At 71.8% G+C, this 20774-nt stretch carries 16 protein-coding genes and 2 tRNA genes; 4 read left to right on the top strand and 14 right to left on the bottom strand.

The window, feature by feature from the left end:
• Positions 1-11: 11 nt before the first annotated feature.
• From ACZ7OY_RS02415 to leuS, 5 genes are all read right to left on the bottom strand, one after another.
• Positions 12-2612, bottom strand: coding sequence for a ComEC/Rec2 family competence protein (locus ACZ7OY_RS02415; RefSeq protein ID WP_471909643.1), 2601 nt, complete (start codon positions 2610-2612; stop codon positions 12-14).
• Between the two features lie 77 nt (positions 2613-2689).
• Positions 2690-3877: a ComEA family DNA-binding protein gene (locus ACZ7OY_RS02410; protein ID WP_471909642.1), complete on the bottom strand. Its 1188-nt coding sequence runs from the start codon at positions 3875-3877 to the stop codon at positions 2690-2692.
• A gap of 165 nt (positions 3878-4042) precedes the next feature.
• Positions 4043-4888 (bottom strand): DegV family protein, encoded by an 846-nt coding sequence (locus tag ACZ7OY_RS02405; protein WP_471909641.1) that lies wholly within the window; start codon positions 4886-4888, stop codon positions 4043-4045.
• A gap of 72 nt (positions 4889-4960) precedes the next feature.
• Positions 4961-5686, bottom strand: a complete 726-nt coding sequence (locus ACZ7OY_RS02400) for a hypothetical protein (RefSeq protein ID WP_471910360.1) — start codon at positions 5684-5686, stop codon at positions 4961-4963.
• Positions 5687-5969: 283 nt separating this feature from the next.
• Positions 5970-8852, bottom strand: coding sequence for a leucine--tRNA ligase (gene leuS, locus ACZ7OY_RS02395; RefSeq protein WP_471909640.1), 2883 nt, complete (start codon positions 8850-8852; stop codon positions 5970-5972).
• Between the two features lie 403 nt (positions 8853-9255).
• Here leuS and ACZ7OY_RS02390 point away from each other — a divergent pair, with 403 nt between their 5' ends.
• Both ACZ7OY_RS02390 and ACZ7OY_RS02385 read left to right on the top strand, forming a co-directional pair.
• Complete coding sequence (locus ACZ7OY_RS02390; RefSeq protein WP_471909639.1) at positions 9256-10572, top strand: ferric reductase-like transmembrane domain-containing protein; 1317 nt, start codon at positions 9256-9258, stop codon at positions 10570-10572.
• Positions 10569-12179: an NADH-ubiquinone oxidoreductase-F iron-sulfur binding region domain-containing protein gene (locus ACZ7OY_RS02385; protein ID WP_471909638.1), complete on the top strand. Its 1611-nt coding sequence runs from the start codon at positions 10569-10571 to the stop codon at positions 12177-12179. The genes ACZ7OY_RS02390 and ACZ7OY_RS02385 overlap by 4 nt, the downstream gene beginning before the upstream one ends.
• A gap of 142 nt (positions 12180-12321) precedes the next feature.
• Here the strand turns inward: ACZ7OY_RS02385 and ACZ7OY_RS02380 are convergent.
• A tRNA-Ala gene (locus ACZ7OY_RS02380) sits at positions 12322-12394 on the bottom strand.
• 140 nt (positions 12395-12534) lie between these two features.
• On the opposite strand from ACZ7OY_RS02380, the gene ACZ7OY_RS02375 reads away from it, so the two are divergent.
• Entirely contained in the window at positions 12535-13737 is a 1203-nt protein-coding gene (locus tag ACZ7OY_RS02375; protein ID WP_471909637.1) for a glycosyltransferase 87 family protein, read from the top strand.
• Here the strand turns inward: ACZ7OY_RS02375 and ACZ7OY_RS02370 are convergent.
• The 3 genes from ACZ7OY_RS02370 to ACZ7OY_RS02360 form a co-directional block, all read right to left on the bottom strand.
• A complete protein-coding gene (locus ACZ7OY_RS02370; RefSeq protein ID WP_351604272.1) occupies positions 13716-13949 on the bottom strand; it encodes a DEAD/DEAH box helicase family protein in 234 nt (77 codons plus the stop codon). The genes ACZ7OY_RS02375 and ACZ7OY_RS02370 overlap by 22 nt on opposite strands.
• A gap of 3 nt (positions 13950-13952) precedes the next feature.
• Entirely contained in the window at positions 13953-14126 is a 174-nt protein-coding gene (locus ACZ7OY_RS02365) for a hypothetical protein (RefSeq protein ID WP_351604274.1), read from the bottom strand.
• Positions 14127-14196: 70 nt separating this feature from the next.
• Positions 14197-15555: an MFS transporter gene (locus ACZ7OY_RS02360; protein WP_471910359.1), complete on the bottom strand. Its 1359-nt coding sequence runs from the start codon at positions 15553-15555 to the stop codon at positions 14197-14199.
• 260 nt (positions 15556-15815) lie between these two features.
• Between ACZ7OY_RS02360 and ACZ7OY_RS02355 the strand changes: the two genes are divergently transcribed.
• Positions 15816-16739, top strand: a complete 924-nt coding sequence (locus ACZ7OY_RS02355; protein ID WP_471909636.1) for a helix-turn-helix transcriptional regulator — start codon at positions 15816-15818, stop codon at positions 16737-16739.
• 55 nt (positions 16740-16794) lie between these two features.
• Here ACZ7OY_RS02355 and ACZ7OY_RS02350 read toward each other — a convergent pair.
• The 5 genes from ACZ7OY_RS02350 to nadD all read right to left on the bottom strand — a co-directional run bounded on the left by ACZ7OY_RS02350 (position 16795) and on the right by nadD (position 20767).
• Positions 16795-16867: transfer RNA gene (locus ACZ7OY_RS02350), tRNA-Ala, on the bottom strand.
• A 131-nt stretch (positions 16868-16998) separates the two neighbouring features.
• Positions 16999-17682, bottom strand: a complete 684-nt coding sequence (locus ACZ7OY_RS02345) for a histidine phosphatase family protein (protein ID WP_471909635.1) — start codon at positions 17680-17682, stop codon at positions 16999-17001.
• The gene (rsfS, locus tag ACZ7OY_RS02340; RefSeq protein ID WP_469385679.1) at positions 17679-18125 is read right to left on the bottom strand and encodes a ribosome silencing factor; all 447 of its coding nucleotides are present in this window, start codon (positions 18123-18125) and stop codon (positions 17679-17681) included. Before rsfS ends, ACZ7OY_RS02345 begins: the two co-directional genes overlap by 4 nt.
• Before the next feature lie 114 nt (positions 18126-18239).
• Positions 18240-20018, bottom strand: coding sequence for an LCP family protein (locus tag ACZ7OY_RS02335; RefSeq protein WP_471909634.1), 1779 nt, complete (start codon positions 20016-20018; stop codon positions 18240-18242).
• Between the two features lie 17 nt (positions 20019-20035).
• Positions 20036-20767: a nicotinate-nucleotide adenylyltransferase gene (gene nadD, locus ACZ7OY_RS02330; RefSeq protein ID WP_471909633.1), complete on the bottom strand. Its 732-nt coding sequence runs from the start codon at positions 20765-20767 to the stop codon at positions 20036-20038.
• Positions 20768-20774 lie beyond the last annotated feature (7 nt).

Below are 20774 nucleotides of genomic sequence, written 5' to 3'. Positions count from 1 at the left end.
TCCCCCACCCGTCATCCGTCCTCGGTGACCCTCAGCTCCCCCTTCTCCTCGGTCACCGCCAAGGCCCCGTCCACATCCGTCCGCAGCACCACGGCTCCGCCGGCCCGCAGCGCTGCGACCGTGCCGGGGGCCGGATGCCCGTACGGGTTGTCCGCGCCGCAGGAGATGAGGGCCAGCCGTGGCGACACCACCCGTATGAGATCCGGATCCTGGTAGGCCGAGCCGTGATGGGCCACCTTGAGCACGTCCACCGCCGCCAGCGCCCCGGCCGTCGGTGACCGCAACAGCGCCTGCTGGGCCGGAGGTTCGAGGTCACCGAGCAGCAGCAGTCGCAGTCCGGCCGACCGCACGAGCAGCGTGACGCTGGCGTCGTTCGGGCCGTCGGGCGCGGGCACCTGACGCGGCGGCGGCCACAGCACCTCCCACGAAAGGTCGCCGATGCGGCGCTGTTCCCCGGCGGCGGCCTCGGTGACCGGAACGCCGTGCGCCGCAGCCTGCGTCCGCACGAACCCGGCCTGGTCCGCGGGCTCCGCGAACCCCGTCGTCTCGATCGCGCCCACCGAACGTCCGCGCAGCACGCCCGGCAGTCCCGCCACATGGTCGGCGTGGAAGTGGGTCAGCACGATCAACGGGATCCTGGTGATGCCGAGGACGCGCAGACACCGGTCGACCGACGCCGCGTCGGGTCCGGCGTCCACGACCACACCGGTGCCCTCCCCCGCCGCCAGCACCGTCGCGTCCCCCTGTCCCACATCGCACACGGCGTACCGCCAGCCCGGCGGCGGCCATCCGCTGATCACCCTGGTCAGCGAGGGCGGCCGCACCACCACGAGGACGAACAGCACCCCACAGGCCCCGGCCAGCCACGGGCTCCGCGGCAGCCGCCTCCCGACCGCCACGACCACCACCATGACGAGCGCGAGCAGCAACGCGCCCGCCCAGCTGCCGGGCCAGTCCACTCCCCCACCCGGCAATGCGGCACCGTACCGTGCCACGCCCGCGATCCAGCCCGCCGGCCAACTCGCGCACCACGCCAGTGCCTTGGCCACCGGCATCATCACCGGCGCGGTCGACAGCGCCGCGAAGCCCAGCACCGTGGCCGGTGCGACCGCGAACTCGGCGAGCAGGTTGCACGGCACCGCCACCAGGCTCACCCGCGCCGACAACACGGCGACGACCGGCGCGCACAGCATCTGGGCCGCGCCCGCCGCGGACAGCGCCTCGGCCAGCCGTGGCGGCACCCGTCGCCGTCGCAGCGCGGCGCTCCAGCGCGGCGCCAGCGTGAGCAGCGCGCCGGTGGCCAGCACCGAGAGCAGGAAGCCGTAGCTTCGGGCCAGCCAGGGGTCGTACAGCACCAGCAGCAGTACCGCCGCCGCCAGCGCCGGGACGAGGGATCTGCGGCGGCCGGTCACGAGGGCGAGCAGCGCGACCGTGCCGCAGGCCGCCGCCCGCAGCACACTCGGGTCGGGTCGGCACACGACCACGAACGCCACAGTGAGCGTGCCGCCGAAGAGCGCCGTCGTGCGGAGCGGGATGCCGAGGCGGGGTGCGAGACCGCGTCGCTCGACCTGCTGAGCCAGGCCGGGCGGCCCGAGGAGCAGGGCCAGGAGAATCGTCAGATTGCTCCCGGAGACCGCCAGGGTGTGCGCGAGATCGGTCCTTTTGAAGGCCTCGTCCAGTTCGGGTGTGATGCGCGAGGTGTCCCCGACGACCAGGCCGGGCAGCAGCGCCCGCGCGTCCCCCGGGAGCCCGTCGGTGGCTTGTCTCAGCCCCGCGCGCAACCGTCCCGCGAACCGCTGCGCCCCCGAGGGGCCCTTCGTCACCTCCGGCGCCGCCCGGTCCCGGACCCGCAGCACGGCCGCGATCCGGTCGCCGCCTGTCGTGGCCGGAACCAGCCGCCCGGTCACCCGCAGCCGGGTCGAGGGCAGCAGCGCCAGCCAGGGCGATCCAGCCACCCCACCCCCGGGCCCGGCAGCGGCCCCTGACGTACCGACAACCTGCCCCGGCCGGGCGCGAGCCGCGCGGACGTCGACGATCACCAGGACCGGCGTCCGTGTCGACACCGTCGCCCCGCCCGGCTGCTCCACCCCGCGCACCTCGGCCTCGATCAACGCGGAGACCGGCGCCGCGCGATCGCCTCTGACACGAGGTGCGAAGAGCCGCGGGTCCGAGGTGATCTCCACCTCGGCGGTGACGGTGGCGTACCGCCGTGCCAGCGTCGGCACCGGTCCCCGGCGCAGATCCGCTCCGTGCAGCCCGGCCGAAGCGGCGGCCGCCGCCGCACACAGCAGCACGGCGGCGATCGTCGCCCGTGGCCAGGTGCGCGTTCCGGACTCCCCTCCGCCGACGGTGCCCGGTCCGGAAACAGATCGCCCGGCGGTGTCCGATCCGGGCGCGGGTCGACCGACCGCGGTCGGCCTGCGGGTCAGCAGGAGTGCGCCGCCCAGGGCCAGACCCGCGGCCACGACGGCGACGACATGCCCCGTCGGCGCGTCCAGTGTCAGCGCGGCCGTCGCCCAGGCCGCGAGGGCCGGCGGTACGAGTCGCAGGTCGGTCGGCCCTTCCTGTCGCGGGTGGGCCACCCCCAGCCGGTTCCCCGAGTCGGCGTGCACGGTTCGGCGAGAGCGGGAGAAGAGAGCCGGAGAATCGCGGCGGGGGCCGCTGCTCACGGCCGTACGGGAATCCGCGCTCACGGCCGTACGAGATTCCGCAGATCGGCGAAGCGGCGGTCGCCGATGCCGTTGACGTCGCGCAGTTCGTCCACCGACCGGAAGCCGCCGTGCTGCACGCGGTAGTCGAGGATGTGCCGGGCCAGCACGGGCCCCACGCCGGGCAGGGTGTCGAGCTGTTCCACGGTGGCCGTGTTGAGCGAGAACGGGGCCGCGGGCAGAGCGCCGCCGGCCGGTCCGCCGCCGGGAGTACCGCCCGTACCGAGCCCGGCCGCCGCGGCCGGTGCCGGACCGCCGACGATCACCTGCTCCCCGTCCACCAGGAACCGGGCGCGGTTGAGGCTGTCGGTACTGGTACCGGGACGCACCCCACCGGCCGCGCGGAGTGCGTCGACGACGCGCGAACCGGCGGGCAGGCGGTGGATCCCCGGATCGCGGACCTTGCCGCTGACGTCGACGACGATCTCGGTCCCGGCCGCACCGGTCCCACCCGCGCCCGCGCCCGGACCTGCCGTGCCCGCCTGCTCCTCGGCGCCTTGCGCGCCCGCCGTGCCCGGGGAGCCGAACGCAGTGCCCGATGCGGCCGGCCCGCCCGCGGCCCGTCCCTCGTACGGCGCGGCCGCCCGCACCGTTTCCGGCGCCTGGACGGACCGGGGGCGGCCGGTCCAGAAGTGCTGTGCGGCGAAGCCCGCCGCGACGACGAGCACCACCGTGAGGGCGACCACGTTCCTGCGTTCCAGACCGCATCGTGTCTGCAACCACACCGGCATCCGCTCCCGCAGGGCCGGTCCGACCCGCTCCCGCCAAGTCCCGCGTGTACGGCCGGAGTCGGAAGGGTCCCCGACGCCGAGCAGGGCCCTCATACCCGTCATGGCCCTCATGCCCGGCGTCGCGGACTCGGGTTGCAAGTGGGTTCCGGTCACGGCGGCTCGGGCACGCGGCTCGCGCCGAGCGAGGGGTGGTCCGCCGTCGCCCGCGAGCGCGGGTGCCGGGTCCGGTGGCCCGGTCCCGGGCTCGTGTCGCTTGTCCGTGCGGTCGGCGAAGAGCACCTGGACACGTCGGCGGAGCTCCTGCGCCGGTGTGTGACGGTGCCGGGAGCCGCTGCGGGCAGCCGGGGAGCGGCGGTGGCGGGCGCGGACGTCGGAAGCGGGGCCCCGGCCGGGACCACTGGTCGCGGATCCTGTGTGTGAGCGTGATCGAAGTGCCATGCGACGAGGATCGGGCATCCGGGCATTTCGTGTTGATCTTGCTCAAATACCGTGGAACACCGTCGAATTGTGGATAACTTCGCCCCTCACACGGGTGAGCCCTCCGATGCGGTCGGGCTGTCCGGCTGCACGGTGGGCTTCACCGGCCGCACGGCCGGCCCTGCGTCACCGTGCCGACACCACGACGCCCAGCAGTCCGGGCCCCGTGTGCGCGCCGATCACCGCTCCGACCTCGCTGACATGCAGGTCGGCCAGCCCGGGGAGGCGGGTCCTCAAGCGGTCCGCGAGGGCGGAGGCCCGGTCGGGTGCGTCGAGATGGTGGACGGCGATGTCGACGCGGGCGCTGCCGGCCCGGTCGGCCACGATCTCCTCGATACGGGCGATCGCCTTCGCGGCCGTACGCACCTTCTCCAGCGGGCCGATCCGGCCGTCCTCCAGTTGCAGCAGCGGCTTCACCGCGAGCGCGGAGCCCAGCAATGCCTGCGCGGCCCCGATCCGGCCGCCGCGGCGCAGAAAGTCGAGGGTGTCGACGTAGAAGTAGGCGGAGGTGCCGGCGGCCCGCTTCTCCGCGGCGGTGACGGCCTCGTCCACGGTGCCGCCCGACTCGGCCGCTCGCGCCGCGGCGAGCGCGCAGAAGCCGAGCGCCATCGCGACCATGCCGGTGTCCACCACGCGGACCGGCACCGGCGCCTCGCGCGCCGCGACGACCGCCGCGTCGTACGTCCCGGACAGTTCGGCGGACAGGTGGAGCGAGACGATGTCCGTGGCGCCTGACTCCGCGATCCGGCGGTAGGTCTGTGCGAACTGCTCCGGGCTGGGGCGGGAGGTGGTGACGGGGCGCCGCTTCTGGAGTGCCTGGGCCAGGGAGCGGGTGGAGATCTCGGTGCCCTCTTCGAGCGCCTGTCCGCCGATGACCACGGTCAGGGGCACCGTGGTGATGCCATGGCGCTCCGTCGTCCGGGGCGGCAGGTAGGCCGTTGAATCGGTGACGATCGCGACATGGCGGGACATGAGCTGGAGGTTACCTGGCGTAGCGCCCAAGCGGCAGTCCGGCCCCTCGCACCCGGACGGTGTACGGCCGGATCAGGTGGTGCTCTCGGGGCGGGGCTTCTTCTGCCAGGGGTAGGCGGGGCGCCGAAGCGGCGGGGTGATGGCCGGTTGCGTCGGCTCGGCCGCCGGGCGGGACCAGGGGGACCCCGAGCCGGTCCGGTCGTCCGCCGGGGCGCCGGCCGCCGGTGCCTCGGGCCACGGGGCGGACGCGGGGGTGGGATCCTCGGTGGTCCAGTGGCGCAGTGCGCCCGCCTCGACGTCGATCTGTGCGCTCAGCGAGTCGAGGTCGTCCTGCGCGAACCGGCCGGCCCGGTCGCGGGCCGCCCAGCGCAGGGAGTCCGCGGACTTGGTGATGCGCTCGGTGCGCTCGCGCAGGCCGGGCAGCCGCTCGGCGAGCCTGGCCCGGTCCGGTTCGGATTCCAGGCGCTTGAGATCGCGGTCCAGTTCGAGCCCGTGGGCGCTGAGGCGCTCGAAGAGGCCGATGGACTCCTTGAGGGACTCGTCCTCCGCCACACCCGAGCGCAGCGCGTCCTGGGTGGCGCGCATCGAGGTGCGCAGCCGGAGCCGGAGCTGGGCGATCTCGCCCGCCGGTCCGGGCTGGGTGAACGACTTGGCCCGCAGCGCGTGGTCCTCGACCGTGCGGCGGGCCTGGTCGAGGGTGCGGTCCACACCGCGCTTGGCGGCGCCGACCGCCTTCACCGTCGCATAGGCGCCGAGCACCACGAAGAGCAGGAAGAGCAGGGCGAAGACTGTGATCACGGTTGCCACGGTGCTCCTCCTCGGACTGCCGCGGCACCCACCGCGCCGCCCTATCAACGGTAAACGCAACGGGCAGGTACGGAGTTCCGTCAGAACCCCGAACCTGCCCGTAGGGGACCACCCCGAGCCGGACGGCCGGCCCACCCGGACGACCGACCGGAACGACCGGCCGGGGCCCGGGACGACCGACCGGAACGACCGGCCGGGGCCCGGGACGACCGACCGGGACGGCCGGCCTCACGGGCGGCCGGGTCTCGCGACCGGCCGCCCGCGGGATCCGCGGCTACGCCGTGACGATGTTCACCAGCTTCGGCGCCCGCACGATCACCTTGCGGATTCCCGCGCCGTCCAGCGCCGCGACGACCTTCTCGTCGGACAGCGCGACCTTCTCCAGGTCCTCCTCGGAGATGGCCGGGGAGACCTCCAGGCGCGCCTTGACCTTGCCCTTGATCTGCACGACGCAGGTCACGGTCTCGTCCACTACGTAGGCGGGGTCGGCCACGGGCAGGTCCTGGTGGACGACCGAGTCGGTGTGGCCCAGCCTGCGCCACAGCTCCTCGGCGATGTGCGGGGCCAGCGGCGCGATCAGCAGCACCAGCGGCTCGGCGACCGTGCGCGGGATCGTGCCGCCCGCCTTGGTCAGGTGGTTGTTCAGCTCGGTGACCTTGGCGATGGCGGTGTTGAAGCGCAGCCCCTCCAGGTCCTGGCGCACGCCGTCGATCGCCTTGTGCAGGGCGCGCAGCGTCTCCTCGTCGGGCTCGGCGTCGGTGACGGTGACCTCGCCGGTCGCCTCGTCGACGATGTTGCGCCACAGCCGCTGCAGCAGCCGGTACTGGCCCACCACCGCGCGCGTGTCCCACGGGCGCGAGACGTCCAGCGGGCCCATCGCCATCTCGTACAGGCGCAGCGTGTCCGCCCCGAACTCGGCGCAGATCTCGTCCGGAGTGACCGCGTTCTTCAGGGACTTGCCCATCTTGCCCAGCAGCCGGGTGACCTGCTCGCCCTGGTAGTGGTACGTGCCGTCGCGCTCCTCCACCTCGGCGGCCGGCACGGCGATGCCGCGGCTGTCGCGGTAGACGTAGGCCTGGATCATGCCCTGGTTGAACAGCTTGTGGAACGGTTCGGCCGACGAGACATGGCCCAGGTCGAACAGCACCTTGGACCAGAAGCGCGCGTACAGCAGGTGCAGCACGGCGTGCTCGGCACCGCCGACGTACAGGTCGACACCGCCGTGCGGCTGGCCCTCGCGCGGGCCCATCCAGTACCGCTCGATCTCCGGGTCGACCAGCGCGCGGTCGTTGTGCGGGTCCAGGTAGCGCAGTTCGTACCAGCAGGAACCGGCCCAGTTGGGCATGGTGTTGGTCTCGCGCCGGTACTTCTTCGGCCCGTCGCCCAGGTCCAGGGTGACGTTGACCCATTCCTCGTTGCGCGACAGCGGGGTCTCGGGCTCGGTGTCGGCGTCGTCCGCGTCGAAGGTGCGCGGCGAGTAGTCCTCGACCTCCGGCAGCTCCAGCGGCAGCATCGACTCGGGCAGGGCGTGGGCGGTGCCGTCCTCGTCGTAGACGATCGGGAAGGGCTCGCCCCAGTAGCGCTGGCGGCTGAACAGCCAGTCGCGCAGACGGAAGTTGACGGTGCCCTCGCCGATGCCCTTGCGGGCCAGCCACTCGGTGATGCGGGCCTTGGCGTCGACGACGCCCAGGCCGTCCAGGGAGATCTGGTCGCTCGCCGAGTTGACGATCTTCGCGTCGTACGAGGCGAAGGCGTCGTCCCAGGTGGAGGGGTCCGTGCCACGGTCGTCGGCCGGCTCCACGACACAGCGCATCGGCAGCTCGAAGGCGCGCGCGAAGGCGAAGTCGCGGGTGTCGTGCGCCGGGACGGCCATGATCGCGCCGGTGCCGTAGCCCATCAGGACGTAGTCGGCGATGAAGACCGGGATGCGCTCGCCGTTGACCGGGTTGGTCGCGAACGCGCCGGTGAACACACCGGTCTTGTCCTTGGCCTCGGCCTGCCGCTCGACGTCGGACTTCGAGGCGGCCTGCGCGCGGTACGCCGCGACGGCCTCGGCCGGGGTGGCGTGACCGCCGGTCCACACGTCGTGGGTGCCCTCCGGCCAGGCGGCCGGGGTGAACTTGTCGACCAGCGGGTGTTCGGGCGCCAGCACCATGTAGGTCGCGCCGAACAGGGTGTCCTGGCGCGTGGTGAAGATGGTGATGTGCTCGCCGTCGATGGGGAAGTCGACGCGTGCGCCTTCGGAGCGGCCGATCCAGTTGCGCTGCTGCAGCTTGATGGCCTCGGGCCAGTCCAGCGCGTCCAGGTCGTCCAGCAGCCGGTCCGCGTAGGCGGTGATGCGCATGTTCCACTGGCGCAGCTTGGCCTTGAAGACGGGGAAGTTCCCGCGCTCGGAGCGGCCGTCGGCGGTGACCTCCTCGTTGGCCAGCACGGTGCCCAGTCCGGGGCACCAGTTGACCGGCGCCTCGGAGGCGTACGCCAGACGGAACCCGCTCAGGACGTCGGCACGCTCGGCCGCGGTCAGCTCGTTCCACGCGCGCGTGTGGCCCGGTACGGCGCGTTCACCGGACTCGAACTGGGCGATCAGCGCGGAGATCGGACGGGCCTTGTCCGCCTCGTCGTCGTACCAGGAGTTGAAGATCTGCAGGAAGATCCACTGGGTCCACTTGTAGTAGTCCGGGTCGATCGTGGCGAAGGACCGGCGCCGGTCGTGGCCCAGGCCCAGCCGGCGCAGCTGGGCCTTCATGTTGACGATGTTGGCCTCGGTCGACACGCGCGGGTGCGTGCCGGTCTGCACGGCGTACTGCTCGGCGGGCAGGCCGAAGGCGTCGAAGCCCAGGGTGTGCAGGACGTTGTGGCCGGTCATCCGCTGGAACCGGGCGAACACATCGGTGGCGATGTAGCCCAGGGGGTGGCCGACGTGCAGGCCCGCACCGGAGGGGTACGGGAACATGTCCATGATGAACTTCTTGGGCTTGGCGACCAGCTCGGGATCGCCGGCCAGGTCGCCCGTGGGGTTCGGCGCCGCGTAGGTGCCGTCGGCGTCCCAGAAGTCCTGCCAGCGTGCCTCGATCTCGGCGGCCATGGCTGCCGTGTAGCGGTGCGGCGCGGCGTCCGCCGGCACGGCGGCGGCAGCAGCGGGGTTCGTCTCGCTCATGATCCTCAAAGCTCCATCGATCGTCTCTGCCTGCGGAAATGAAAAAGCCCCTCGCACAGGAGGGGACGCCGCGCCGATGCCGACCACGGGTCTCACCGGTGGTCGGGACTGATCAGCGCGGCTCGCTAAGCAGAAGGCGTACAGCACGCATGGCGCTAGGGTACCGCAGGCCCTGAGCACGTTGCGTCGCACTTGCGTATGTCTCCATGGAGATCATGCACACCACACGAAAGCTGAATCAAGTTCAACGATTACTTCGCGTAACAGCAGCAACAGGGACATCGCAACGGACGCGCTGTCCTTTGATAACGACGCAATAACTCAAACCTCGTACCCATTGGTATGGAGCCACTTAGAGTTCGGCAGCGGGACCGCTTTCCCGAAACTGCTCGGAGTTGCCCCCATGAACCCTCGTCGTAGCAACAGCTCGCTCCCCAAGCCCGGCCGGTCGGCCTACGGGGTGGCGTCGGCTGTCGTTCTGCTTCTCATCCCTGTGGTGGTGCTGGTCGGAGGTGATCAGTTCCAGCAGTTCCTCAACTTCGGCGCCGGCGTGCTGTCCCTGGTCTGCCTGACCTGCTCGGTGATCTGGGGCCTCATAGCCCAGGACCGGCTCATCCTCAACACACGTCAGCGGCTCATCGCGCAGGGCGTCCACCGCGTGACCGCCGTCGGCTCGATCGCCTTCCTCATCGTCCACATCAGCGTCAAGCTGCTCCTGGGACACACCGTCCTGATCGCCGCGCTGCTCCCCTTCAGCCTGGGCGTCAAGGGCAGCGCCGGACTCATCGGTCTCGGCTCGCTGGCCGGCCTGCTCATGATCTTCGTGGGCATCACGGGCGCGCTGCGCAACCAGTTCGCCGCACCGGCCATGGTCGCCGCCCGCTGGCGCGCGATGCACATGCTGGCCTACCCCGCCCTGTGCGCGGCCCTGACCCACGGTCTGTTCGCGGGCCGTGCGGCCAAGCCCTTCTTCATGGTCTCGTACGAGCTGTGCCTGGCCGGAGTCCTGGCCGCCCTCGCGCTGCGCAGCTCCCCCCGTTCGGTCAAGCGCAAGGTCGCCGACCAGCTCATGCAGTTCATGGGCAACAGCGACATGTCCGCCATGGACGGCCTGGAGGCGAGCCGGGCCCGGGTGGCGGAGGCCGGATCGTCGCTGCCGGGCTACGAGGGCCGTGGCGGTCGTCCGTCGCCGACCGCCGAGACGATGGCCTCCCCCCGGATGACACCGCCTGCGTCGTCCGCCTCGCCGTACGGCGCATCCGCCGCCCCGGAGTCCGAGAACGGCTTCGCGGCCGCCTACCGGACCGCCAACGCGCCTGCGGGCGGCGGGCAGCAGTCCTACCCGGCCGGCCAGACCGGGCGCACGAACATGCCGTTCGAGACGCAGGCCACGGCGGCCATGCCGCGCATGGACGCCAACGGCAACGCCGGGGGCAGCTGGCCGGTCCCGTCCCCGCCGCCGGTCGGCGAGGCGCCCCCGTCCGCCTACGACCCGCTCCAGGACACGGGATTCAGCATCCCGGCCTACGGCAGCCAGGGTGCCGCCGGGTACCGCGGAAGTGATGTGTACGACACCGGTGAGACGAACGCCCGGTACAACACGTACAACCAGAACGACACGTACAACAGCGGTCCCGCCAATGAACCAAACCCCGGTGCGTCGTACGACACACCGGGTTCGGGCGAACCTTGGAACATGCCTTCCGGAGGCTATAGGTGAACGAGGCCCTGCCCGACGTTCCAGAAGTCCGCGTGGTCGGACTTCCGCAACTCACGTCGGGCTTCGACCTTGTCGAGAGACTCGATCTGCCCATGCACCTGAAGGTGCACGGGCCGCTCGAACCCCTGGGCGGAGAGAAGCTCGCGCAGCTCTCCGAACGCATCAACCTCAAGGGCCGCGGCGGCGCGGGCTTCCCCTTCCACAAGAAGCTGCGCTCGGTCGCCGAAGCGGCGATCAAGCGCGGCGTCCGGCCGGTCGTCGTCGTCAACGGAAGCGAGGACGAACCGGCCTGCCGCAAGGACACGGTGCTCATCAACCGTGCCCCGCACCTCATCCTGGACGGCGCGCTGCTGGTCGCGGAGGCGCTGGGTGCCCGCACGCTCGTGGTGGCGGTCACCCGTGAGTCCACCCAGCGGTCCATGGAGGCCGCGCTCGCCGAGCGCGGCCTGAGCAACGGCCGGCGCTCGGCGCTGAAGGCCTTCGTCCAGCGCAACCCGATCCGCATGGTCACCGGCGCGGCCGCGTCCGTGATCCGTTCCATCGACGGCGGCCCGGCGATCCCGCCCGGCCGCAAGGTCAGCGCCTCGCAGAACGGCGTGGGCGGCGCCCCGACCCTGCTGTCCAACGCCGAGACCTTCGCCCAGCTGGCGATCGCCGCCCGCATCGGCCCCGAGCGCTACGGCAACACCGGCCTGTACGACGAACCCGGCACCGTCATGCTGACGGTCTCGGGCGCCGTGGCCCGCCCGATGGTCCTGGAGGTCCCCACGGGCGTACCGCTGCGCTACGTGCTCCAGCTGGCCGGCGCCCCGCCCGTCCCCCAGGGTGTGCTGACCGGCGGCTACCACGGCAAGTGGATCGACGCGGCCACGGTCAACGAGGCGATCGTCTCCCGCGACTCCCTGGACGCGGTGGGCGGTGCGCTCGGCGCGGGCGCGATCCTGCCGATCACTCAGGAGACCTGCCCCCTGGGCGAGTCGCTGCGCGTGGCCCAGTGGCTGGCCGATGAGAGCGCGGGACAGTGCGGTCCCTGCTATCTCGGACTGCCGGCCGCGGCACGCGGCATGGAAGACATCCTCAACGGCGGCGGACCCGCCGCGCTGGAGGCCCTCAAGCAGGTCGCCAAGAACGTCAAGCGGCGCGGCGCGTGCTCGCATCCGGACGGCTCCGCGATGTTCCTGGAGTCGACCATCAAGGCGTTCACCGACGACCTGGCCGCGCATGTCCTCGGCAACGGCTGCGGACGACCCGTGGAAGGCGTTCTGCCGCTCTTCGAGCCGGGAATGGCTCCGGCGGCCATCATGGGCGCCGAAAAGCCCGCAGACGACAGCGAGAGCCGTCAGAAGATCTTCGTCGACTGGACCCTGTGCCGGGGCCACGGTCTGTGCGCGGACCTCCTCCCGGAGGTGTTCGAGCTCGGCGCCGACGGCTTCCCGACCGTCGCGCAGGCGAAGGTCCCGCGTTTCGCGGAGGCCAAGGCTCTGCGTGCGGTGCGCCGCTGCCCGGCCCTCGCCCTGCGCATCGAGGAGGACACCCGCTCGCAGGCGCCCGCCCGCAACCTGCCGGTCGTGTCCCAGGGGCGCGGCCGTCGCGCCCTCGGCCGCTGACCCGACGCGCCGGTGGCCGGCCCCGGGCGGGGCCGGCCACCGGCGCGTGGGCGTACGGCGGCGGTCGCACGGCCGCCGGGCCTCACCCCTGGAACACGTAGAAGGCGGATCACTCGACCGAGTGATCCGCCTTCTAATTCTGTGGAGCTAAGGAGAATTGAACTCCTGACCTCCTGCATGCCATGCAGGCGCTCTACCAACTGAGCTATAGCCCCTCGCGGTCATGCGGTGGACCCGCATGTTGACCGTGTCGCCCGGTTTCCCCGGCGGCGACGCCAACATTACACGGTCACCGGGGTGCACCACCAAATCGATTCCGTTCTGTACGGATTCGCTCGGGATAGTGTCGTCCGTTGTGACCGCGCTCACGCTCTCCGCAGGCCACCGCCGCACGCCGATGGCCCTGGGGGCCTGCCTGTTCTCCTTCACCGCCTTCTGGATCGCCCAGCGGGCCGCCCATGTCTCGATGATCGACCTGATGGTCTACCGGGCCGAGGGCGCGACGGTGCGCGCCGGAGGCGACCTGTACGCGCTGCGCGCGACGGCGGAGCACCTGCCCACCACGTACCCGCCCTTCGCGGCCCTGCTGTTCACTCCGCTGACCCTGCCGGGCGCCGCGAACCTGCGTGTCCTGGCGACGGCCGGGAACCTCGTCCTCCTGGTGGCGTTCGTCAGGCTGTCGCTGCGGCTCGTGGGCCACACGCGCGTGGAGACCGTCTGGTGGGCCGCCGCGGTGGCCGTGTGGTGCGAGCCGGTGTGGACGACGCTGCGCTACGGGCAGGTGAACCTGCTGGTCGCCGTCCTGGTGCTGTGGGACCTGACCCGGCGCCCCGGGCACCGCTGGGCAGGTCTGGGCATCGGGCTGGCGACGGCGGTGAAGCTGACGCCCGCGCTGTTCGTGGTGTTCCTGCTCGCCGCGGGTGTCACGGCCCGGGTCGGACACGGCCGTGCGGGCCACCGGCTGCGGCACGCGCGCGGGGCGGTGGCCGCGTTCGCCTGCGCCACCCTGCTGACGGCGGCGGTCCTGCCGCGGGACTCCCGGCGGTTCTGGACGGACACGATGTTCCGTGCCGGGCGGGTCGGTCACGCGGAGGAGACCGCGAATCAGGCTCTGCGGGGCCTCCTGGCCCGATTCCTGCACACGCCGGAGCCGGGGAGCCTCTGGGTCGCCACGGCGGCCGTGGTGGCCCTGGGAGGGCTCGCGGTGGCGGTCGCGGCGGAGCTGCGCGGGCTGCGGGCCTGGGCGGTGATCGTCTGCGCGATGACGGCGCTGCTCGTCAGCCCTGTGTCGTGGTCGCACCACTGGGTGTGGTGTGTGCCACTGATCCTGCTCCTGGTGACGCACGGACACCGGGCGGCGGCCCTGGGAACGCTGCTCGTCTTCGGCTCGTACGCACTGTGGTGGGTGCCGCACGGCCACGGGCGGCCCGAACTGCATCAGCAGGGTGCCGAGTTGGCACTGTCGGCCCTCTACACGGGGGCGGGCCTGCTCTTCCTCGTCCTCGCCGGGATCTCGCTGCGAGGCCCCGGCCGTGATCAAGCCGTGACGAACGAATAGAACCGTTTGAGTGTGCAGTGCTCCTCGAGGAGCCGGCCGTAGATCGGTTCGCCGTCGAGTTCGCGGTACGTCTCGATGGGGTCGCCTTTTATGATCAGCGCCCGCGCGCATTCCTCGCACCAGTACTGGTAGTCGGGATTGAGCGGCTCCATGTCGCGCACGATCGGCGTCCCGCTGCCGCACCAGTCGCACTTTCGCCTGTGTGCACCCATCGCTCAGCTCCAGCTGTGGCCGCAGGCCGTGCACACATAGGAAATTCCGCCGTTGTCGCCCAGCACCTGCGCGACGTCCACGGAACCACAGGAAGGGCAGCTGAGCCGGATGATCGTATCCCGTGTCAGTACTGCGTCGAAGAGGTCACGAACCTCTTCGAGGATGCTCGCAGGCATCACCACTCCCTCCCAGTCGGGCCGCGCCCCCTTCCGGCCGTTTGATTCTGCCACGGCCGGGCCGATACGGTCAGCGACGCCTTAGTACCAGTCCGGACACGGCGCCCGTCACGGCCACCGCGGCAAGCGCGAACATGCACGCCACAAGCGCTTCCGCAGAGGTATACGCCCCGGGGACCCCAAGTGACTCAAGGCGGTCCAGGAACAGTGTGCCGAAGACCGCGACGCCGATCAGCTGGCCGAGCTGGGTGACCGTGGCGAGCAGTCCGCTGGCGTCCGCCGCGTCCTCGGGGCGCACGCCGGCCAGCGCCCGGGTGAGCGTCGGGCTGAAGCCCAGCGCGACCCCGGTCCCGGCCCCCGCGTAGGCCGCGTACAGCCAGGCGCCGCCCTCGCCGCCGCCCTTGAACACCAGGCCGACAGCCACCATGGACACCGCGGTGAGCGCGAATCCGGCCGGGATCAGCATCCGCTGCCAGGAGGCGGGCCAGGACCGCCAGGTCAGGCCGACCAGTCCGAAGACGACGGCGGTCGGCGCGAAGGCGAGACCGGCGTGCAGCGCGCTGTAGCCGAGGCCGCCCTGGACGTGCAGAGTCAGCGCGAACAGGAAGCCGCCGTTGACGGCCATGACGGCCGCGATCCGGAAGACGGCCAGGCCCATGCCGGGGTGGCGCAGGACCCGCGGGGCGATCAGCGGGGCGCCGCCGCGCCGGGCGAGCCGCGCCTCGAAGCGGCAGAACAGCGCGAACAGGCCCGCCGCGGCGGCCAGCGACAGCCAGGACCACAGCGGCCAGTCCTCCTCCTGCCCGAGCACCAGCGGCACCGTCAGGAGCGAGACGGCCCCGCCCAGCAGCACCAGCCCGGTCAGGTCGAACCGGCGCGTCCGCTCCGCCGCGCCGCCCCGGGGCAGTGCGTGCCGGCCGACGGCCAGGAGCACGGCGCCGACCGGCACGTTGACGAGGAACACGGGCCGCCAGCCGGTGCCGAACAGATCGGCGCTGACCAGGACACCGCCGATCACCTGTCCGGCCGCCGCGCCGACGGCGACGACCGCCGCGTACGCGCCGAGGGCCCGCATCCGGGCCTCTCCGGTGAAGGAGCGCTGGATCAGGCTGAGCACCTGCGGGATCATCACCGCAGAACCGGCGCCCTGCACCAGCCGGAAGGCGATCAGCCCGGTCACGCCCTGGGCCAGCCCGCAGGCGAGCGAGGCGGCGGTGAAGAGCGCGAGCCCGGCCAGGTGGACCCGGCCGTGACCGAGCCGGTCGCCGAGGCGGGCTCCGGTGATCAGCAGCACGGAGTACGTGATGGCGTATCCGGCGATCACCAGTTGCAGGTCGGCACCGGAGGCGTGCAGGTCGGAACCGATGGTGGGGGCCGCCACGTTCACGATGAAGACGTCCAGCAGTGCCATGAACTGGGCCGCGAGCACGACCGCGAGCAGCCGCCGGGACCGGTTGTCAGTGCCGGGGGCTTTACTGGATCCAGGTCGCGGTACGGGTGCGGAATCCGGGTCCGTGCGAGGTGTTGTCGTCATGCCGTCGAGCGTGACGAGGCTTCGGTACGGGTGTGCAGTGCCCGCTGATGCTGGTACTGCCAGCACCTGGCAGGGACCTCGCCGGGCGGTGACGATGGACTTCGCGGCGGCGGGCGGTGGGACGACGGGCGGCAGGACGACGGGGGGACGTGACGATGAGGACGACACAGCGGCGCCGGCCGGAGCTGGCGGCCTTCCTGCGCAACCGGCGCGCCCGGGTGACACCGGCCGACGTGGGCATGCCCCCGGGGCTGCGGCGCCGTACACCGGGGCTGCGGCGCGAGGAGGTGGCCCAGATCTCGGGTGTCGGGGTCACCTGGTACACGTGGCTGGAGCAGGGGCGGCCGATCAACGCCTCCGCGCAGGTCCTGGACGCCGTGGCCCGCACGTTGCGGCTGGACCCGCCGGAGCGGGAGCATCTCTACCGCCTGGCGGAGGTCCCCTTCGAGCCCGACCCGGAGTCCCTGACCCAGGCCGTCGCCCCGGAGATCCAGGGCGTCATCGACGCCCTCGACCCGCTTCCGGCGGCGGTCTACAACTCGCGCTACGACGTCCTCGCCACCAACCCGGCCTACCGCGACCTGTTCCTGATCCCGGAGACCGTGCGGATCGGGGTGCCGAACGTGCTGTGGACGCTGTTCACGGTGTCCGAGGAGGCCTGCCCGGTGGTGCACCGGGAGCGTGAGCTGCCCCTGATGGTGGCGACACTGCGCTCCTCGTACGGACGGCACGTCGGTGAGCCGGCCTGGGAGAACTTCATCCGAAGACTGTCGGCGGCCAGCCCTCACTTCGCCGAGGTGTGGGCGAGCGGCGAGGTCATACCGCCGGGACCGCGGGTGAAGACGTTCCGGCACCTGGCGGTCGGCGAACTGCGGATGACCTCGCAGTCGCTGTCGATCGACGGGATGCCGGAGTGCCGGATCGTCGTCTACACACCGGAGAGCGAGGAGGCGCGAGGCAGGCTCGGGCTGCTGCGGGAGACCAGGCAGCGGCTGTGGCCGCCGTCGGACGAGGGGGTCGCCGAGATCGTCCGGCAGTGGCAGACCCGGCAGTGGCAGACAGAAAATCCCGCCCCCTGAGGGGACGGGATCCTGATTCAACCGATCTTTGACAACTCGACAGAGTGTCGTTCTGTGGAGCTAAGGAGAATTGAACTCCTGACCTCCTGCATGCCATGCAGGCGCTCTACCAACTGAGCTATAGCCCCTTGCTTCACCGGGCGAAACCGCCTGGTGTTTCGTTCCGCTCTGCGGTGCGAACAAGAAGAACTCTAGCCTGTGACCTGCCGGAAAGTGAAATCCGGGTACCGGGCCCCGCTGCGCGGCCCCGGGACGGCGGTCAGTCGTCGTCGCCGAGCACGGGCTCCGGGAGAGTGCCGGCGTTGTGCTCGAGCAGGCGCCAGCCGCGGGCGCCCTCGCCGAGGACGGACCAGCAGCAGTTGGAGAGGCCACCGAGGCTCTCCCAGTGCCGTGGCTCCAGGCCGAGGAGGCGTCCGATCGTGGTGCGGATCGTGCCGCCGTGGCTGACCACGACGAGGGTGCCGTCGTCGGGGAGCTTCTCGGCGTGGTCGAGGACGACCGGGGCGGCGCGGTCGGCGACCTCGGTCTCCAGCTCGCCGCCGCCGCGGCGGACCGGCTCACCGCGCTTCCAGGCGGCGTACTCCTCGCCGTGCCGGGCGAGGATCTCCTCGTGCGTCAGCCCCTGCCAGACGCCCGCGTAGGTCTCGCGCAGGGCCTCGTCGTGGGCGACCGTGAGGCCGGTGAGCGCGGCGAGCTCGCCGGCCGTCCCGGCGGCCCGCCGAAGGTCGGAGGCGACGATCGCGTCGGGTTGCAGGGACGCCAGCAGCCGGGCGGCGCGGCGGGCCTGGGCCACGCCGGTCTCGGTGAGCTCGACGTCCGTGCTGCCCTGGAAGCGGCGCTCCACGTTCCAGGAGGTCTGGCCGTGCCGCCAGAGGATGATCCGGCGCCCGCGGCCGGGCTCACGTTCGGCCGCGGATCCGGCCCGGGCACCCGGGGTGGTCATCGCCACTCACCGTCCCCGTCGGCCTCCTCCTCGGCCGCGCGCAGCTTGGCGTGCTCCGCGGCCTTGCCGCGGGTCGCCTGGGCGTCCGCGGGCAGCGTCAGCTCGGGGCAGTCCTTCCACAGCCGCTCCAGGGCGTAGAAGACCCGCTCCTCGCTGTGCTGGACGTGGACGACGATGTCGACGTAGTCGAGCAGCACCCAACGGGCCTCGCGGTCGCCCTCGCGGCGCACCGGCTTGGCGCCGAGCTCCTTGTTGAGCCGTTCCTCGATCTCGTCGACGATGGACTTGACCTGGCGGTCGTTGGGTGCGGAGGCCAGCAGGAAGGCGTCCGTGATCGACAGCACATCGCTGACGTCGTAGGCGATGATGTCGTGCGCGAGCTTGTCGGCCGCCGCCTGGGCGGCGGTGTTGATGAGCTCGATGGAACGGTCAGTGGCGGTCACTACAAGGCTTTCCGTCGGCGGTCATGTGTCACCAAGGGTCTCACGGACAGCCGACGGCGCCCCACGTGACGACCGGATCACTCGTCCAGATCACGTGGGGCGCGGGGGCTCGGGCTAGAGCGCCGGGGGCTTGTAGTCCTGGCCCAGGATCACCACGACGGCCGCGTTCGCGGAGACCTTGCCCTTGGTCACGGCGCTGGTGGGCAGCCCCAGCGTCTTGGCGACCTCGGTGGCGTTGTCCTTGTCGGCGGCGTCGGCGTAGGTGACCTCGGAGGTGGCCTCGGAGCCGTCCGCGGTGCCGCCGTCCAGGAAGGTGAAGCCGCCGTTGAGGAGCGCGACGCGGGCCTTCTCGGTGTTGTCCTTGGTGCCGGTGGCGTTCTGGACCGAGACGCGGATCGCCGAACCCTGGTCGGGGCTCTTCGCTGCACCGCCGAGCACGTCCTTGACCACGCTGCTGCTGGTCTGGGCGCTCAGGGTGCCGTCGGACTGGACGGGCAGCAGCGCCGTCTTGTAGTCGCCGCCCTTGGCGAGGTCGGCGAGCTTGGCGAGGAAGGCGCCGAGGTCCTTGTCGGTGAGCGACGGGTCGAGGATCTGCGCCAGCGTCTGCACGGTGACCGTGGCCCCCTGCGCGTCGGAGGACACCTTGCGCAGTACGCCCTGCATGACCTGGCCGAAGCGTTCCAGCTGGGCGTTCTGGGCCTCGCCGGAGGCGCTGTAGGTGGCGTAGGCGACGGCCATCTTGCCGCTGAGGGTCTGGTCCTTGCCCTTGTGGACGAGGGGGGCGGCGTTCTTCTTCTCGGCCTCGGGGTCGGGGACGTCGGTGTCGGTGTCGACCTCGATGTTGCCGACCAGGTCCACGAGGTTCTGCAGGTAGGGGGTGTCCAGGCGCCAGGTGCCCTCGATGTCGGTGCCGAGGACCGTGTCCAGCGCGTCGCGCGTGCCGGAGGAGCCGTCGTCGTCGACCGACTTGGCGAGTGTCGTGGAGGAGCCGTCGTCGCCGGTCACCGCGAGGGAGTTGGGCAGCAGGACGGTGGTGCCCTGCTTGGTGGTGGTGTTGTCGACGAGCAGCGCCGTGGAGGTGCCGCCCTTCTTGGTGTTGTGCAGGTGGACGACGATGACGTCCCGGTTCTGGGCGCCCGCGGCGGCGGTGGTGCCGGACTTGTCCGCCGACTTCCCGAGGCCGGGGATCTTGCCCGCGTACCAGAGGTAGCCGACGCCGCCGACCACGAACAGGGCCATGACCACGACCAGGGCGACGATCCGGCTGCGGGCGCGGCGGCGGGCCTCCTCGCGGCGCTCGGTGCGATTCTCGGTGAACGCCATCCAGTCGATGACGTCCTCGGAGTCGCCGTCGGGCTCCTCCACGAAGGCGAACTGTCCGGTGCTGTAATCGGGTTGCGGCCGGCCGTCGGCGTCGGGCGCCTCGTTCTCGGACGGCTCCGGGTCCGGGGCGGGGCCGGCCTGCTGCGGTATGTAGCCGGTCCGCTCGGCGACGCGGGGCTGCTGCCCGCTGGTGGCGGTCTGCCCGTAGGGGTCGTACGGGGCGGCGGCCGCGCCGTTCGTGCGCCTGCCGTGCATGCCCGAGCCGGGGTGCGTGCCCGAGCCGGGGTGCGTGCCCGAGCCGGGGTGCGTCCCGGAGGCGTAGTCGTCGTAGGCGGGCACCTGTGGCTGCTGCCCGGTGTCGTAGGGGTCGTACGGGGCGACGGGCTGTTGACTGCCCGTGGCGTACGGGTCGTAGCCGTAGCCCTGCTGCGTGTACGGGTCGTACGCCTGCTGCGGGGGCCGGGGCGCCTGCTGCGTCCGGACCTGCCGGTACATCGGCCGGCCGTACTCGTCGTAACCGACGAGTTCGTACTGGTCTTCACCGTATTCCGCGTCGTATCGGTCGTTCACCGGTAGCCCCTCTCGGCTCACTCGCCGCGGTACAGCTCACGTTTGTCGATGTAGCGCACGACTCCGTCCGGCACCAGATACCAGACGGGGTCGCCCTTGGCGACTCTCGCACGGCAGTCTGTGGAGGAGATGGCGAGCGCGGGAACTTCGACCAGGGAGACTCCGCCCTCGGGAAGGCCGGGGTCGGTGAGTTGGTGGCCCGGTCGGGTGACGCCGATGAAGTGCGCCAGGGAGAACAGCTCCTCGGAGTCCCGCCACGTCAGGAGCTGGGCGAGGGCGTCGGCGCCGGTGATGAAGAACAGGTCGGCGTCGGGGTTGAGCGCGCGCAGGTCGCGCAGGGTGTCGACGGTGTAGGTCGGGCCGCCGCGGTCGATGTCGATGCGGCTGACCGAGAACTGCGGGTTCTCGGCGGTCGCGATGACCGTCATCAGATAGCGGTCCTCGGCCGGCGAGACGCTGCGGTGGGTCTTCTGCCACGGCTGGCCGGTCGGTACGAACACCACCTCGTCGAGGTGGAACTGTGCGGCGACCTCACTGGCGGCCACGAGGTGTCCGTGGTGGATCGGGTCGAAGGTGCCGCCCATGACGCCCAGGCGGCGCTTGCCCGGGGTCGACGGCCCGTTGCCCGGTCCGCCGGGCGACGGCTGCGCCGGGCCGTGGTGCGACGGTCCGCCGAAGGTGCCGCGGCCCGTGTCGGCCGGGTCGGCCGTGCCGTTCACCGGACCGGTAGGCATGTCCTGCTCTCCCATGCGTGCA

The organism is Streptomyces sp. NPDC107559 (assembly GCF_055657365.1).
The sequence above is the reverse complement of the archived record's forward strand: the minus strand, read 5'-3'. Positions and strand labels throughout refer to the sequence as shown.